Origin of the sequence: Actinomadura miaoliensis, from assembly GCF_039536785.1 — a bacterium.
GTDB classification, from domain to species: Bacteria; Actinomycetota; Actinomycetes; order Streptosporangiales; family Streptosporangiaceae; genus Spirillospora; species Spirillospora miaoliensis.
The window spans coordinates 72,305-87,087 of the sequence record NZ_BAAAZG010000045.1 but is presented as its reverse complement, the minus strand read 5'-3'; the positions used below and the strand labels follow the sequence as shown (position 1 = coordinate 87,087).

16 protein-coding genes are annotated in these 14,783 nt (G+C 73.2%); 7 read left to right on the top strand and 9 right to left on the bottom strand.

Annotation, left to right across the window (positions count from 1 at the left end):
- Positions 1-127: 127 nt before the first annotated feature.
- From ABD811_RS29015 to ABD811_RS29005, 3 genes are read left to right on the top strand one after another with little or no spacing between them, the layout of a single operon-like run.
- On the top strand, positions 128-1,564 hold the full coding sequence (locus ABD811_RS29015; protein WP_344954113.1) for a zinc-dependent metalloprotease: 1,437 nt from the start codon (positions 128-130) through the stop codon (positions 1,562-1,564).
- Positions 1,561-1,758 carry a hypothetical protein gene (locus ABD811_RS29010; protein WP_344954111.1) on the top strand — a complete coding sequence of 66 codons (198 nt, stop codon included), beginning with the start codon at positions 1,561-1,563 and terminating at the stop codon, positions 1,756-1,758. Before ABD811_RS29015 ends, ABD811_RS29010 begins: the two co-directional genes overlap by 4 nt.
- Before the next feature lie 10 nt (positions 1,759-1,768).
- Entirely contained in the window at positions 1,769-2,326 is a 558-nt protein-coding gene (locus ABD811_RS29005; protein ID WP_344954109.1) for an NUDIX hydrolase, read from the top strand.
- Here ABD811_RS29005 and ABD811_RS29000 read toward each other — a convergent pair.
- Both ABD811_RS29000 and ABD811_RS28995 read right to left on the bottom strand, forming a co-directional pair.
- Complete coding sequence (locus ABD811_RS29000) at positions 2,316-2,975, bottom strand: hypothetical protein (protein ID WP_344954107.1); 660 nt, start codon at positions 2,973-2,975, stop codon at positions 2,316-2,318. The genes ABD811_RS29005 and ABD811_RS29000 overlap by 11 nt on opposite strands.
- Positions 2,972-3,463: a M48 metallopeptidase family protein gene (locus ABD811_RS28995; RefSeq protein ID WP_344954182.1), complete on the bottom strand. Its 492-nt coding sequence runs from the start codon at positions 3,461-3,463 to the stop codon at positions 2,972-2,974. The genes ABD811_RS29000 and ABD811_RS28995 overlap by 4 nt, the downstream gene beginning before the upstream one ends.
- A gap of 630 nt (positions 3,464-4,093) precedes the next feature.
- On the opposite strand from ABD811_RS28995, the gene ABD811_RS28990 reads away from it, so the two are divergent.
- Together ABD811_RS28990 and ABD811_RS28985 are read left to right on the top strand one after the other, a co-directional pair.
- Positions 4,094-4,525 carry a hypothetical protein gene (locus ABD811_RS28990; protein WP_344954105.1) on the top strand — a complete coding sequence of 144 codons (432 nt, stop codon included), beginning with the start codon at positions 4,094-4,096 and terminating at the stop codon, positions 4,523-4,525.
- A gap of 71 nt (positions 4,526-4,596) precedes the next feature.
- Positions 4,597-5,970 (top strand): ABC1 kinase family protein, encoded by a 1,374-nt coding sequence (locus tag ABD811_RS28985; protein WP_344954103.1) that lies wholly within the window; start codon positions 4,597-4,599, stop codon positions 5,968-5,970.
- A 426-nt stretch (positions 5,971-6,396) separates the two neighbouring features.
- Here the strand turns inward: ABD811_RS28985 and ABD811_RS28980 are convergent, their stop codons facing one another.
- The 3 genes from ABD811_RS28980 to ABD811_RS28970 all read right to left on the bottom strand — a co-directional run bounded on the left by ABD811_RS28980 (position 6,397) and on the right by ABD811_RS28970 (position 7,437).
- The gene (locus ABD811_RS28980; RefSeq protein ID WP_344954101.1) at positions 6,397-6,567 is read right to left on the bottom strand and encodes a hypothetical protein; all 171 of its coding nucleotides are present in this window, start codon (positions 6,565-6,567) and stop codon (positions 6,397-6,399) included.
- Between the two features lie 118 nt (positions 6,568-6,685).
- Positions 6,686-6,964: a WhiB family transcriptional regulator gene (locus ABD811_RS28975; RefSeq protein ID WP_285492367.1), complete on the bottom strand. Its 279-nt coding sequence runs from the start codon at positions 6,962-6,964 to the stop codon at positions 6,686-6,688.
- A 122-nt stretch (positions 6,965-7,086) separates the two neighbouring features.
- Entirely contained in the window at positions 7,087-7,437 is a 351-nt protein-coding gene (locus ABD811_RS28970; RefSeq protein WP_344954099.1) for a hypothetical protein, read from the bottom strand.
- A 420-nt stretch (positions 7,438-7,857) separates the two neighbouring features.
- Here ABD811_RS28970 and ABD811_RS28965 point away from each other — a divergent pair, with 420 nt between their 5' ends.
- A complete protein-coding gene (locus ABD811_RS28965) occupies positions 7,858-8,838 on the top strand; it encodes a hypothetical protein (RefSeq protein ID WP_344954097.1) in 981 nt (326 codons plus the stop codon).
- A 33-nt stretch (positions 8,839-8,871) separates the two neighbouring features.
- Here ABD811_RS28965 and tesB read toward each other — a convergent pair whose 3' ends face one another.
- Both tesB and ABD811_RS28955 read right to left on the bottom strand, forming a co-directional pair.
- Positions 8,872-9,735, bottom strand: a complete 864-nt coding sequence (tesB, locus tag ABD811_RS28960; RefSeq protein WP_344954096.1) for an acyl-CoA thioesterase II — start codon at positions 9,733-9,735, stop codon at positions 8,872-8,874.
- A 39-nt stretch (positions 9,736-9,774) separates the two neighbouring features.
- Positions 9,775-11,886, bottom strand: coding sequence for an ATP-dependent DNA helicase UvrD2 (locus ABD811_RS28955; protein ID WP_344954094.1), 2,112 nt, complete (start codon positions 11,884-11,886; stop codon positions 9,775-9,777).
- A gap of 166 nt (positions 11,887-12,052) precedes the next feature.
- On the opposite strand from ABD811_RS28955, the gene ABD811_RS28950 reads away from it, so the two are divergent.
- Positions 12,053-12,340, top strand: coding sequence for a mycoredoxin (locus ABD811_RS28950; RefSeq protein ID WP_344954092.1), 288 nt, complete (start codon positions 12,053-12,055; stop codon positions 12,338-12,340).
- A 54-nt stretch (positions 12,341-12,394) separates the two neighbouring features.
- Here the strand turns inward: ABD811_RS28950 and nudC are convergent, their stop codons facing one another.
- A complete protein-coding gene (gene nudC, locus ABD811_RS28945) occupies positions 12,395-13,312 on the bottom strand; it encodes an NAD(+) diphosphatase (RefSeq protein WP_344954090.1) in 918 nt (305 codons plus the stop codon).
- A gap of 56 nt (positions 13,313-13,368) precedes the next feature.
- On the bottom strand, positions 13,369-14,751 hold the full coding sequence (locus tag ABD811_RS28940) for a dipeptidase (RefSeq protein ID WP_344954088.1): 1,383 nt from the start codon (positions 14,749-14,751) through the stop codon (positions 13,369-13,371).
- Positions 14,752-14,783 lie beyond the last annotated feature (32 nt).

The window sequence follows — 14,783 nt, the reverse complement described above, 5'->3', positions numbered from 1 at the left end:
CCCGTGCTACGCCGAGGGCGAACCTTGCCCGTTGCCACGGAGCTGCCCCCTTCCCTGTGTACGCGAGTTCGCCGGGACCGGCTAACGTTGCGGATATGAGCCCATCATGCATCCCAGGGGCGAACCGATGAGCAACACTCCCTTCGGCTTCAACCGTCCCGACGACGGTGACGACGACAGAGGCGACAAGGACAAGCCCCAGGATCCGTTCCAGGCCATGGGCGACATGCGGCAGTTCGCCGACATGCTGCACCGCTTCGCCGACATGATCGGCAGCGCCCAGGCGGGGGCCGGGGCCGGCGGCCCGCTGAACTGGGATCTGGCCAAGAACATAGCCCGGCACACCGTGGTGGAGCAGGGCGACCCCTCGGTTGTGGACGCCGAGCGCCGCCAGGTCGAGGAGGCGCTGCGGCTGGCCGACCTGTGGCTGGACGAGGGCACCACGCTGCCCGCGGGCGTGCAGAAGCCGCAGGCGTGGAGCCGGTCGGAGTGGATCGAGCAGACCCTGCCGGTGTGGGCGAAGGTGTGCGACCCGATCGCCGAGCGGATGGTCGACTCGATGGGCGGCGCGCTGGGCTCGGGCGGCATCCCCGCCGACGTGCAGGCGATGGCGGGCCCGCTGATCGGCATGGTCAAGCAGATGGCCGGGGCCATGGTGGGCGGCCAGGCCGGGCAGGCGCTCGGGGGGCTGGCCCGCGAGGTGGTCGGCTCGTCCGACGTGGGGCTGCCGCTGGCACCGGACGGCGTGGGCGCGCTGCTGCCGGCCGGGGTGGCCGCGTTCGGCGAGGGCCTGGAGCTGTCGGACGACGAGGTGCGGCTGTACCTGGCGCTGCGCGAGGCCGCGCACCAGCGGCTGTTCGTGCACGTCCCGTGGCTGCGGTCGCACCTGCTGGGCGCGGTCGAGGAGTACGCGCGGGGCATCACCGTCGACCTGTCGGGCATCGAGCAGGCCGTGCAGGGCCTCGACCTGAGCGATCCGGAGGCGATCCAGCGGGCGCTGGGCGGCGAGCTCCAGCTGCAGCCGGAGGAGACGCCGCGGCAGAAGGCGGCGCTGGCCCGGCTGGAGACCACGCTGGCGCTGGTCGAGGGCTGGGTCGACACGGTGGTCAACGAGGTGGCCGGGGGACGGCTGCCGAACGCGGTCAAGCTGGCCGAGGCGGTGCGGCGGCGCCGCGCCACCGGCGGCCCGGCCGAGCGGACGTTCGCCACGCTGGTCGGTCTGGAGCTGCGGCCGCGGCGGCTGCGCGAGGCGGGGGCGCTGTGGCGGACGCTCACCGAGGTGCGCGGGGTGCAGGGCCGCGACGCGGTGTGGGAGCACCCCGACCTGCTGCCGACCGCCGACGACCTGGACGACCCCCAGGGCTACGTGCACGGCCGTCCGGAGGTGGAGGGCCTGTCCGACCTGGACATCTCGGCCTTCACCAAGCACCTGCCGAAGGACGCGCCCGAGGGGCCGGAGGGCCGGGCCGACGCCGAGAAGGCCGACGAGAAGGACGAGGACAAGGACGACGGAGGCCCCGGCGGCACGGGCTCCGGCGACGACGGCTCCGGGTCCGGCTCGTGAGGTTCGGGTTCGGCCACGGCTTCGGCGGCGGTCAGCGGGTCAACGGATGCGTGTACGCGCCGGGATCGTCCACGGCCATGATCAGGCGCCGGGCGGCGCGGGCCGCCGGGCTGTGCTGGCAGCGGCCGCTCGACCAGGAGCGACGGCGGCGGCACCCGGCCAACTCCCGGTACCCGCGCGTGGGCAGGACGTGACCGGCGCCCCATGACCTCCGTCTCCCCGGGCACCGCGTTGCGCGCCGACGCGATGCGGATGCTGGACGCCTGGCGGGCGCCCGACCCCCAGCAGGACCGGTTGCGGCGCGAGTTCCTGCGGCACCTGGAGAGCCACCCCGACGGCATGTGGCGTGAGTGCGCGGCCGGTCACCTCACCGCCAGCACGATCGTGCTGGACGCCACGGCCACGCGCGTGCTGCTGACCCTGCACCGCAAGATCGGCGGGTGGCTGCAGCTCGGCGGGCACTGCGAGCCGGGGGACGCGACGGTGGCGGACGCGGCGCTGCGCGAGGCGACGGAGGAGTCGGGCATCGCCGGGCTGCGGCTGTCGCGGCCCTGGCCCGTCCAGCTCGACCGGCACGCGGTGCGCTGCCATCGGCAGGGTTCGTGGCATCTGGACGTGCAGTACGCGGCGGTCGCCCCGCCGGGCGCGCGGCACAGGATCAGCGAGGAGTCGGCGGATCTGCGGTGGTTCCCGCCGGACGCGCTGCCCGAGTCGGCCGACGACGTCGTCCGCCGTCTGGTCGCCAAAGCTCTCAGGTTCTGAGGGGGCGGCCTTCGAGCAGGGCGCGGGTGTTCTCCCAGCCTTCCAGGCCGGGGTCGAGGAAACCCAGGTCGTCGAGGGTGCGCAGGCGGTGCCAGGCGGGCCCCTGCGGGACCAGGCCGGGACGCGGCGCGGCGGCGCGCAGCCGGGCCAGCGCGTCGGGGGTGTCGAGGCCGACCTCGCGCAGGGCGCCGTCCAGCCAGTCCGGCAGCGGCAGCCGGGCGGCCAGCGCGACGAGCCCGCCGCCGTCGGCCTGGCAGGCGGAGGCCGGGGCGTGCCCGAGGGCGCGGAACAGCTTGCCGATGTGCAGCCCGGGAAGGTCGGGGGCGTCGGCGGCCAGCAGCACCGCCTCGGTGGCGCCGAGCGCGTGCAGCGCCGCGAACGCGCCGGTCAGGGTGGTCTCGCGGACGACCGGCGTGCCGGGCCAGGTGATCGCCTCGGCGTCGGGCTGGTCGGGCGGATCGAGGACCAGCGCGGGGGTGACCAGGTCGAGCCCGGCCGCGATCTCGTAGGTGTCCTCCAGCAGCGCCAGCCGGAACTCGTCGGGGTCAACGCCCGGCGGGACCGCGGCGGCGTCGTCTCCGTCGTCGTCCTTCCGCGCGGCCAGCACCGCCACGTACAGGCTGCGCCGCGTCACGGTCGCCTCGCTCACCCGGCGACCTCGCGAAGCTCCTCGTCCTCGGCCTCCAGCGGCAGGTGGGCGGCCGCCGCGACGCCCTCCAGGTAGCCGCGTGCCCGTTCCGCCTTGGGGTAGTTGGCCACCAGCTCCCAGAAGCCGGGGCCGTGCCCGGGGACGATCAGATGGGCCAGCTCGTGCACCAGGACGTAGTCGACGACCCAGCCGGGCATGCCGCGCAGCCGCGTGGACAGGCGGATGGTGCCGTCGTCCGGCGTGCAGGAGCCCCAGCGGGTGCGCTGGTTGCCGACCCACCGCACGCTGACGGGCTCGACGCGTCCGCCGAGGTAGCGGCGGGACAGTTCACGGGCGCGCGTCTGGAGGTCGGCGTCGGTGGGACGGCGGCGGCGTTCCTTCTCCGCCAGCCGTTCCAGAATCGTGGCGATCCACTGTTCCTCCTCCGCCTTGGAGAGCCGCGAGGGGAGCATCACCACGACCTTGTCCCCGTCACGGTAGGCGGACACCGTCCGCCGGCGTCGGCTGCTGCGGCGGACCTCAACATTTGGCGGCACGCCAGAACGGTACCTAAGTTTTTGCGTCCTCCACAGGGGGTGTTTGACAACGCCGCAGGTCAGAGCCCTTGTTTTTAACAAACCACGCCGTGTATCCACAGCGGAAGACGATCTTGTCCACAGGGCCGCGCCGCATGGTCCCCACGAGGTTCCACAGCCTTCCCCCAGGGTCGCGCGGGCGGTGTTGACCGTGACGAACCTCACTCCTACCGTCGGAGATCAGGACGCCCCGAGCCGCCGCGGGCCGCTCGACGGGGAAGGCGAGCCGTCCGCCGCGGCCGGGGCATTCCGCCGTGATCGACTGGGTACGTAACGGAACGGTCGCAGACGGTAGGGGTCCCGGTCGTGCGGATCCTTCCACCGGACCGGACTTCGGGGGGCACAGTGATCAGGTACAGGCGAAGAAAACGGACGGCCGCCGGGCGCGACGTGCCCGGGACGGCGAGAATGCCGCGGCACGGGGCCAACGGTTCGCACGCGTCCGCCCGTAAGGGCGCGCGGCACACGGACGCCCGGCCGACGAGCGCGCGGCGCACGGACACGCGGGCGACGGACACGCGGACTACGGGCGCGCGGGGGACGGTGGCGCGGATCGGGGGCGGCGTCGCCGGGGCGGCGCTGGGCAAGGTGGCGGGCCGGATGCTCGCTCCGCTGTCGCGCAGGACGGCCCGGCGCCTGGGGCTGCCGCCCGAGGCCGTCACGTGGCTGATGCAGACGGCGGCGCCGGTGGTGGCGTCCCTGGCGGCCGAGCGCATGGCCGTCCGCAGGAGCCTCCGCGGCCGCGACGCGGGCCGTTCCCCCGGTGGACGCGCGGCGCCACGGCACGGGACGGGCCATCGTCACCACAGGTCCCGCGCCGGGGCGGGGCACGGGCCGCGGCGCGGTGGCGAGCCGCCCGGCCCCGTCCGTCTCAGCGGTCACGGTGACCCGTCCCGGGGCGGTCGCCACCGCACCTGGGCCGCCAAGGTGAGAAAGCGCACACTTACTTCATCGGCGCAGCTCGCGCGGGGGTGAGTGGTTCCGGTGGGCGTTCGGCCCGCCAATCGTTGTGGCGCGAACGACCGCCATCCCTGACAATGGTCACCGTGAGCGATCTCCCCCGCCGCGCGGTGACGCGGTCCGCAAAACTCGCGACCCTGCCCCTCGGCTTCGCGGGACGCACCGCGCTCGGGGTGGGCAAGCGCACCTTCGGCAAGCCCGCCGAGGCGGTGGCCGTCGAGATCCAGCAGCGCACCGCCGAGCAGCTGTTCAAGGTGCTCGGGGAGCTCAAGGGCGGGGCGATGAAGCTCGGCCAGATGCTGTCGATCTTCGAGGCGGCGCTGCCGCCGGAGATCGCCGGTCCCTACCGGGCCACGCTGACCCGGCTGCAGGAGGCCGCGCCGCCGCTGCCCGCCGCCACCGTCCACCAGGTGCTGGCGAACGCCCTCGGCGAGGACTGGCGCGACCGCTTCCAGGAGTTCGACGACACCCCCGCGGCCGCCGCGTCCATCGGGCAGGTGCACCGCGGCGTGTGGGAGGACGGCCGCGCGGTCGCCGTCAAGGTGCAGTATCCGGGGGCGGGCAAGGCGCTGCTCAGCGACTTCAACCAGCTGTCGCGGCTGGCCAAGCTGTTCGCCGTGCTGATGCCGGGCCTGGACGTCAAGTCGATGCTGGCCGAGCTGCGCGAACGCGTCGCCGAGGAGCTCGACTACACCGTCGAGGCCGAGTCGCAGCGCATCGTGCACGAGGCGTACGCCGGCGACCCCGACTTCTATATACCCGCCGTGGTCGCGCAGGCCGGTGACGTGCTGGTGACCGAGTGGATGGACGGCGTCCCCCTCTCGAAGATCATCACGGACGGCGACCAGGAGGAACGCGACCACGCGGCCCTGCTGTACTGCCGTTTCCTGCTGTCGGGCCCGCGCCGCTGCGGCCTGCTGCACGGCGACCCGCACCCGGGCAACTTCCGCGTCCTGGACGACGGCCGGCTCGGCGTGATGGACTTCGGCGCCGTCGACCGCATCGCGCCGGAGTTCCAGTACCGGATGGGGCGGCTGCTGCGCATCGGCACCATGGCCGAGATCGACGAGATCGAGGACGCGCTGCGCCGGGAGGACTTCATCCGCGAGGGCGTCACCATCGACGCCGAGGCGCTGCACGCGTTCCTGGCCCCGATCACCGAGCCGTTCGTCACCGACACCTTCAAGTTCACCCGCGAGTGGCTGCGCGACATGGCCGCCCGCGTCACCGACCTGCGGCCGACCAACGTGGTGCGCCAGCTGAACCTGCCGCCCGAGTACGTGATCGTGCACCGCGTCCTGTCGGCGGGCACCGGCGTGCTGTGCCAGCTGGAATGCGAGATCCCCGCCCGCGCCGAGTCCCTGCGCTGGATCTCCGGCTTCGCCGACGACCCCGACACGCCGGACGCCCCCGACGCGGCGGACGAAGACCGGCTGGACGACGACGAACTCGCCGGCTGACCGCCCCCTGCCCTCCGAACACCGAGACTCTGCGAACGCGCGAGCGGCTCGCGAGGATTCTTCGACGGGAGCCGCTCTCCCCGCAGACGCAGAAGCGGGGCCCCGCGCACTGATGAGATGCGCGGGGCCCCGCTTCGCGGAACGCCCGGCGGAGGCGTAGGGCCGCCGGACGCTCCCTCACCCGCCGGGAGGCGCGCCGCCCGTCAAACCATCCAAGAAGAACGGGCGGTCGAGCGCCTGCCACCGGCGGGCTCCCGAAACGCATTGTGCTGTCATCGTCGCCCAGGTCGTGGACCGGTACGCCGAGCCGGTCCACGCCGAGGCCGTCACCGGCGCGTATCGCGCCGGATGAGCCGGGTCGCGCCGCGCGCACACGGGCGGCCGGAGCCAGGGGCCGGCCGGAGCCGCGGGCATCGGCTGACGCGGTCAGCCGAGCAGGGCTCGGCGGACGCGGGCCGCCCGGACGCGGGCGTCGCGGCGGGCGCGGCGCATGGCCCGCACGCGGGCGGCGGTCTGGCGGCGGGCCGCCTCGTCGAGGGCGAGGGTCCGGTCCCGCAGCGCGGGAGCGGGGGTCCGCTCCCGGCCGTCCATGGTCATGATGTTCTCCCTGACGGCCGGGGGTGCGGCCCCCGGGCGGGAGCCGCACTCCCCCGGTCCGCGCGGCTGAGTGTCGGCATTGCGATCTTCGTTGGCCCGATGCGTGACGCCTCAGGCGTCACACCCCGGCGCCGTCCGGCAGCGGGTTCTTGCGCGGACGTCCCCGCGGCCGCTTGCGCGGCACGACGACACCGCGGACGAACAGCTCGCCGCCCCACACGCCCCAGGGCTCCTTACGCTCCAGGGCTCCGGCCAGGCACGCCTTGCGGAGCGGGCACTCCAGGCAGAGCGACTTGGCCAGTTCGACGTCGGCGGGGTCCTCGGCGAAGAACAGCTCCGGGTCGGTCCGGCACGGAAGCGTGAGGTCCTCCTCGCTCATCGCGAGCGCCCCCTGCATCACGGTCACCCTTGCTTCCTCTCGTTGGATCTCAACGGTCGTGTCGGTGGGTTGTCTGGGCAAAAGAGAAGGGCCGCGGATCCGGTGTGTGGATCCGCGGCCCTGGGGGCTTGCCGGTGCTTCTAGACCGGTCGCCTCCAGGGGTACGGACCCGACACGCCACCCTTCATCTCGATGAGGGAGGCGCCCACGTGGGCCGTGGCCGGAGCCATGAGGTCGTTGCCTTCGAAGAGCCGTCCGAAGACACTCCGCCCCTGCTCGTTCTGGACACGCTGCGCGCGGCACAGATCACGCGGATCGGCGAACGCACGCAGTCGCAGGGACCACGTGCCACCGTTGATCAGAGCCGCTTTGCCGCCGAGGACGGACCCCGAGGCGGCGCCGGCGAACACGCCGGAATACGCCGGCACGGCGCCAGGACGCAGCGTGGCCCGGGTGTTCGGCTTCGCGATGCGGGAAGTCGTCGAGATCACCGGACTGCACACCACCTCTCTGGCTCCTCGGGGCCCCGACCCGGAACACGATCCGGTCGGCAGGGCCGTCTGAATGCTCGCGTTCGAGCGTACGGGTACTCGCTCGAACCAATCAAGGTATTTTTGACCTGCGGTTTTGTGGGTGAATTCACCCGATCCGGACAGAACCAGCGCGGGACGGCGGTCGTCTAAGGGAAGCCGAAGGCACCGCACGGGCGGGGCGTGGTCCCTGCCCCGTCCCCAGTCTCCGCCACTGGCGCGATCATTGTTCCCCCTGGCCGGGGACCTCATGCGCCGGCATCCCCGCCCCAGCGACCCGGCCGCGATACTCGGCCCTGACCTGGTCGTTCCGTCGTGGAACCGGCACACGGGCGCCGTTCGTCTGAAGATCGCCCAATCCCCGCACGACTCGGAGCTTCGGTGTACTACAAGGACGACGGCTCGATCGACTACAAGGACCTGGCGAACGAACTGGCCAACATGCTCCACGGCTACCCGTACGGCGAGCCGCCGGAGACGCTGGGGATGATCGCCGACGAGCTGAGGACCGACCCCGGCGGCCGGCACGGGCACGCCATGCTGGTCGCGGCGTACGCCAGCCGCTGGTACGCCAAGTGGCAGATCACCGACGTCTCCGTCTTCGACGACCTGATCGAGGCCGCGACCCGGGCCGGGGAGTTCTACGGGACGGCGGTCTGCCCGGCTCCCGGCGAGCACGAGCACCCCAAGATCGACGCGGCCGACCCCGAGGGCGCGGCCGAGATCATGGTGTTGATCGGCGACCCGGAGGGGTCGGCCGCCGACTCGTTCCGCGACGCGGAGCACCTGGACCTCGACGCCATGAACTGCCCCGGCTACCTGCGGGAACTGGCCGCCGAGACGGTGCGGGACCTCACCCAGGCCCGGCGGGAACGGTTCGAGGTCCCGCCCGCCGATGCCGAGCTGGACGAGCGCTACCTGACCGAGGACGGCCGGACCGACCTCGACGCGCTGCTCTCCGACATCGAACGGCAGAAATACAGCAGCATCGATCCCGCCGCCGAGAAGGCCGCCGTCTGGGCGTCCCGCAGGTTGCTGGGGGACGCGCGTCCCGAGGAACGCGCGCCACTGGCCCTGGCCGTGGCCCACCTGGCCCAGCACTGCTACTGGGGGTCTGCCGCGCCGTCCGTGGCCGCCCTCTACAACGAGGCCCTCAGGACGTTCGACCTCGCCGCCCTCGACCGGCCGTGCCCGCATACCGATGGCCATTCCGTCCAGATCCGGGACACCCCGCGCCATGCGCGCGCCCTGGCCTTCCCGCCGGAGGATGCCGACGACAACGGCGAACGATGCCCGCGCCGCGTAGCCGCGTACGTCCAGGAAATGATCGACTACACGGCGCAGTACATGTCCCGCAGCTGAGGGCGATGACAGGACGACAGGGGGCGGTCCTGGTCAGAAGTCGCTGACCCGGACCAGCCCCTCCTGCATCACCGACACGACCAGTTCCCCGGAGCGGGTGAAGACCTGCCCGCGGGCCAGGCCGCGCGCGCCGCCGGCGAACGGGGTGTCCTGGTAGTACAGCAGCCAGTCGTCGGCCCGGAACGGGCGGTGGAACCACATGGCGTGGTCCAGGCTGGCGCCCATGGTGCGCTTGTCGCCCCAGGCCAGGCCGTGGTTGAGCAGGACGGTGTCCAGCAGCGTCATGTCCGAGGCGTAGGTCATCAGGCACACGTGCAGCATCGGGTCGTCGGGCAGCTCGCCGTCGACGCGCAGCCAGACCTTGGACTCGGGGGTGGCCAGCGCCGGGTCCTTGGCCGCCTCCCAGGTGAGCGGCGTGGCGTGCCGGACGTCGAACGGGCGCCGGCCGACGAACTCGGCGGCGGCCCGCTCACCGAAGATCGGGGTGAGCCGGTCCAGCGCGTGCGGCAGCGTCTCCGGGTCGGGCGCCTCGGGCATGGCCGCCTGGTGGGCCGGGCCGTCCTCGACGATCTGGAACGACGCCGACAGGCTGAAGATCGCCTTGCCGTGCTGGATGGCCAGCACCCTGCGGGTGGTGAAGGACCGTCCGTCCCGGACCCGGTCCACGGTGTAGACGATGGGCACCAGCGGGTCGCCGGGCCGGATGAAGTAGGCGTGCAGCGAGTGCACCGGCCGGTTGACCGGGACGGTCCGTCCCGCCGCGACCAGCGCCTGGCCCGCGACCTGCCCGCCGAACACCCGCTGCTGGCGCTCCTCGGGACTGCGGCCGCGGAAGATGTCGTTCTCGATCTGCTCGAGATCCAGCAGGTCGAGCAGCTCCTTCAGGGACTCCTTCACGGCGGATAGTCTCCCAAACCACCCGGTGTGGCAGGGATCTCACCCCGTACCGGCCGGATCACCCCCGGACGGCGGGGCGCCCTGGCAGAGGGCCAGGACGTCGGAGCCGTAGCGCTGGAGCTTCACCCGGCCGACGCCGGGGATGCGGGCGAGGTCCTCCAGGGACTCGGGGTCGTGTTCGGCGATGGCCTGCAGGGTGGCGTCGGTGAACACCACGTACGGCGGGACGCGCTGCTCGCCGGCGGTGCGGGCGCGCCAGTCGCGCAGGGCGAGCAGGAGTTCCTCGTTGATCTCTACGGGGCAGTCCTCGCAGCGGCCGAGCTTGCGTTCGATCGCGGCGGTCAGCGGACGGCCGCACACCCGGCACGGTTGCGGGCCCCGGCCGCCGCGCCGTTTGGAGCGGTCGGCGCGCGCCGGGGTCGGCGTCTGGGTGCTGGGCGTCAGGCCGTCCAGGAAGCGGGACACCCGGCGGCGTCGCGCGCCGCCGGGGGAACGCGCCAGCGCCCAGGACAGGGTGAGGTGCTCGCGGGCGCGGGTCACCCCCACGTACAGCAGGCGGCGCTCCTCCTCGATCTGCTCGGGGGTCTCGGCGTAGACGATCGGCAGCGTGCCCTCGACCAGGCCCACCAGGAACACCGCGTCCCACTCCAGGCCCTTGGCGGCGTGCAGGGAGGCCAGCGTGACGCCCTCCAGCGCCGGGGCGTGCTGGGCCGCGGCGCGTTCCTCCAGCTCGGCCACGAACTGGGGCAGCCCGGCGGACGGATCGGCGGCCGCCATGTCCTCGGCGAGCTGGGCGAGCGCGGCCAGCGACTCCCAGCGCTCGCGGGCCGCGCCGGTGCCCTCGGGCGGCCGTTCGCTGAAGCCCGCGCCGGTCAGCACGTGCCGCACGGTCGCGACCAGGCCCATGCCGTCGGTCTCGGCGTCGGCCCCGGCCCGGGCCGCGCCGCGCAGCCGGATCACCGCCTCGCGGACCACGGGCCGTTCGAAGAACCGCTCGGCGCCGCGCAGCACGTACGGCACGCCCGCCGCGGCGAACGCCGCCTCGTAGGTCTCCGACTGGGCGTTCACCCGGTACAGGACGGCGATCTCGCGGGCGGGCACGCCCTCGTCGATGAGCTTGCGGGCGCGGCGGGCCACGTCGTCGGCCTCGGCGACCTCGTCGTCGTAGGACACGAAGACCGGGTCGGGCCCGTCGGGACGCTGCGCGACCAGCTCCAGCCGGTACCGCTTGGCCGCCTCGCCCGACGCCCGCCCGATGACGCCGTTGGCCAGCCGCACCACCTGGGGCGTGGACCGGTAGTCGCGCACCAGCTTGACCACCTTGGCGCCCGGGAAGCGCCTGGTGAAGTCGAGCAGGTAGGAGGGGGTGGCGCCGGTGAACGAGTAGATCGTCTGGTTGGGGTCGCCGACCACGCACAGGTCGTCGCGCTCGCCCAGCCACGCCTCCAGCAGCAGCATCTGCAGCGGGTTGACGTCCTGGAACTCGTCGACCACGAAGTACCGGTACTGGTCGCGGACCTGCCGGGCCACCTCGGGATGCTCGGTGAGCACCGCGGCGGTCAGCTCCAGCATGCCCTCGAAGTCCAGGAGGTTGCGTTCGCGGCGCAGCGTCTCGTACATGTCGTAGACGCCGGCGATGTCGGCCACGTCGGCGGGGGGACGGCGCGACGCGGCGGCCACCGCGGCGGCGTAGTCCTCGGGACGGGTCTGGGTCACCTTGGCCCACTCGATCTCGCCGGCCACGTCGCGCAGCTCGGTGCGGCCGTAGGACAGCCGCAGGGCCCGCGCCGCGTCCGCCACCAGCGCGATCTTCGACTCGATGATCTTGGGTGGTTCGCCGCCGACCACCCGCGGCCAGAAGTACGACAGCTGGCGCAGCGCCGCGGCGTGGAAGGTGCGGGCCTGCACGCCCGGCGCGCCGAGCCGCCGCAGCCGCGAGCGCAGCTCGCCGGCGGCGCGGGTGGTGAACGTCACCGCCAGCACCCGCTGCGGCGTCACCACGCCGGTGAGCGTGGCGTAGGCGATCCGATGGGTGATCGCCCTGGTCTTGCCGGTGCCCGCGCCCGCCAGCACGCACACCGGGCCGCGCACCGCCTCGGCCACGGCGCGCTGCTCCGGATCGAGCCCTTCCAGAACCCCGTCTGCCAACATGCCTTCCATCGTGACAGCCGCGGGGGACCGGATGGCCCTTCCGCGCGGCCTGTGGATAACCTCCGGAATGCGGCGCCGGAGCGCGGTGTTCGCAGTAAGGGCGTCCGGCGCGGGCACCGCGTCCGGACGAGCCCGGACAAGCCGACCGAAGGAGACGGAAGCACCGATGGCCACCCCGACCGCCGACCAGGCCCCCCGGTCCACCGGGCAGCTGACCATGTACACCACGTCGTGGTGCGGCTTCTGCCGGCGGCTGAAGAGCCAGCTCGCCCGGGACGGCATCGAAATGGTCGAGATCGACATCGAGCGCGACCCGGCGGCCGCCGAGTTCGTGATGAGCGTCAACGGCGGCAACCAGACCGTCCCGACCGTGACCATCGGCGACAGCGTCGTGCTGACCAACCCCAGCGCCAAGGAGGTCAAGCGCCACCTGGCCGAGCTCAACGGCCAGTGAGCGCCCGCCCCTGACCGGGCGCCGGGCCCCTGAGGCGTGCTGCGCCCCGGGGCGTCAGAACTCCGGCGTCCTGGGCAGCGGCCCGCCGTACCAGCGCATGATGAGCTGCGCGGCGATGGACAGCGGGCCGGGCGGCACCACCTCGCCCGCCTCTATCGCCGTCCGCAGCTCGTCGCGCGTGTACCAGGCGGCGTCCAGGATCTCCTCCGGGTCGGGGCGCAGCGGACGGTCGCCGTCCGTGCGCGCGAAGAACCCGACCATGAGGCTGCGCGGCAGCGGCCACGGCTGGCTGCCCAGGTAGCGCACGTCCCAGACGGGCAGGCCGACCTCCTCGCGCACCTCGCGGGCCACGGCCTGCTCCAGGGACTCCCCGGGTTCGACGAATCCGGCGAGGATCGAGCGCCGGTCCTGCGGCCATGCGGGGGCGCGGGCCAGCAGCACGCGGTCCCGTTCGTCCCGCAGCAGCATGATGACGGCGGGGTCGACCCGGGGGAAGTGCTCGCTGCCGTCGGCGGGGCACACGCGGACGTGACCGGCGGCGGCCAGTTCGGTGGGGCCGCCGCAGCCGGGGCAGTACCGGTGCGTGGCATGCCAGTGCTCCAACGCGACGGCGTGGGTGAGCAGCCCGGAGTCGCGGTCTTCGAGCACGGCCCCCACGTGCCGCAGCCCCGCCGGCCGGGCGCCTTCCACGACGGGCAGGGGTGCGGCCACGGCGAAGTAGGCGACGCCGTCGTCATCGACCCCCAGCAGGTAGCGGTCCCCCTCGGGCGCCGCCTCCGGGGTGAGCAGCAGCAGCCGCGGTTCCCCGTCGTCCCGTACGAGCGTCTTGCCACGTTCCACGACGAGCACGCGCGTCCCCGGGTCGGCCCACACCTCCCGCAACCAGGCATCGTCGCGGCGCCGTTCGGCCACGCGGTCGACGTCACCGCGCGCCAGCGCCAGCCACTCCAGGGTTTCGTACGGCTCCGGCAACGAGTGCGTCCTTCCAGCAGACAGGTCGGCCGGGGCCAGGGGCCCCGATGGCAGCGCTAACGCAGGGCGGTGGCCAGCTCTTCCCACAGGTAGGCGGACGCCTCCGCCCCCTTGAGCAACAGCGGCATCTCCACCTTCTCATTGGGGGCGTGGATGCGGTCCTCATCCAGGCCGACCGCCAGGAAAATCAGCGGCGCCCCCAGGATGTCGGCCAGGTCCGCCTCAGGGCCGCTGCCGCCCTCCCGGGTGAACAGGATCGGCTTCCCGAAGGCCCGTTCCATGGCGCGCCGCGCCGCCCGCACTCCGGCGGAGTCGATCGGGGAGAAGCAGGGCCGCACTCCGCCGCCGGGGATCGTCACCTCGGCCTTGATGCCGGGCGGGGTGCGCTCGGCGACCCACGCGCGGAACGCCTCCTGCACCTTGCGCGGCTCCTGGTGCGCCACCAGGCGGAACGAGATCTTGGCGTGCGCCTCGCGCGGCACGATGGTCTTGCCGCCGTGACCGGTGTGCCCGCCCCACATGCCGTTGACCTCGGCCGTCGGACGCGCCCACACGCGCTCCAGGGTGGTGTAGCCCTTCTCCCCGTGGGCGGCGCGGCTGCTTCCGGCGGTGCGCAGCCAGGCGGCCTCGTCGAACGGGAGCTGGGCGAACAGCTCCCGTTCCTCGTCGGTGACGGGGACGACGTCGTCGTAGAACCCGGGCAGGGTGACGCGCCCGTCCTCGTCGTGCAGGGCCGCCAGAAGGTCCGCCAGCGCGTGCAGGGGGTTGGGCACGGCGCCGCCGAACGACCCGGAGTGCAGGTCGGTGTCCGGCCCGTACAGCGACAGCTCCGCCTCGGTGAGCCCCCGCATGCCCGTGCAGATGGACGGCACGTCGGCCGACCACATGGTGGTGTCGCTGATGACGATGGCGTCGCAGGCGAGCCGGTCGCGGTGCTCGCGCAGCAGCTCGGCGAAGTGCACCGAGCCCGACTCCTCCTCCCCCTCCACCAGAAGCTTGATCGTCACGGGCGGGGCCGTGGCGTCCCCGGCGGCCATCAGCGCGCGCAGGCCCAGGGTGTGGAAGAACACCTGCCCCTTGTCGTCGGAGGCCCCTCGCGCGATGAGCTGGTCGCCCTTCTCCACAGGGGTGAACGGGTCGGTCTCCCACTCGTCCAGGGGCTCGACCGGCTGGACGTCGTGGTGCCCGTAGACGACGACGGCGGGAGCGTCCGGATCGGCCGCCGGCCACTCCGCGAACACCGCGGGAAGGCCCTTGGTCTCCCACACCTCCACGGTGGGGAACCCCATGGTGCGCAGATACGTGGCGAACCAGTGCGCCGAGCGCCGCACGTCCCCCGTGTGGCCCGGGTGCCCCGAGATGGAGGGGATCGCCAGCCACTCCTTGAGGTCGGCGAAGAATTCGGCCTTGTTGGCCTGGATGTACGCGGCTACGTCCATGGGCCATGCTCCCTTGCAGGTTGTTCCGTCTG

What these genes read in the sequence shown, in the direction of transcription:
- ABD811_RS29015 (WP_344954113.1), top strand. Translation starts at nt 128, where the DNA reads ATGAGCAACACTCCCTTCGGCTTCAACCGTCCCGACGACGGTGACGAC.
- ABD811_RS29005 (WP_344954109.1), top strand. Translation starts at nt 1,769, where the DNA reads ATGACCTCCGTCTCCCCGGGCACCGCGTTGCGCGCCGACGCGATGCGG.
- ABD811_RS28980 (WP_344954101.1), bottom strand. Translation starts at nt 6,567, where the DNA reads ATGACCATGGACGGCCGGGAGCGGACCCCCGCTCCCGCGCTGCGGGAC.
- ABD811_RS28975 (WP_285492367.1), bottom strand. Translation starts at nt 6,964, where the DNA reads ATGCAGGGGGCGCTCGCGATGAGCGAGGAGGACCTCACGCTTCCGTGC.
- ABD811_RS28955 (WP_344954094.1), bottom strand. Translation starts at nt 11,886, where the DNA reads ATGTTGGCAGACGGGGTTCTGGAAGGGCTCGATCCGGAGCAGCGCGCC.
- ABD811_RS28950 (WP_344954092.1), top strand. Translation starts at nt 12,053, where the DNA reads ATGGCCACCCCGACCGCCGACCAGGCCCCCCGGTCCACCGGGCAGCTG.
- ABD811_RS28940 (WP_344954088.1), bottom strand. Translation starts at nt 14,751, where the DNA reads ATGGACGTAGCCGCGTACATCCAGGCCAACAAGGCCGAATTCTTCGCC.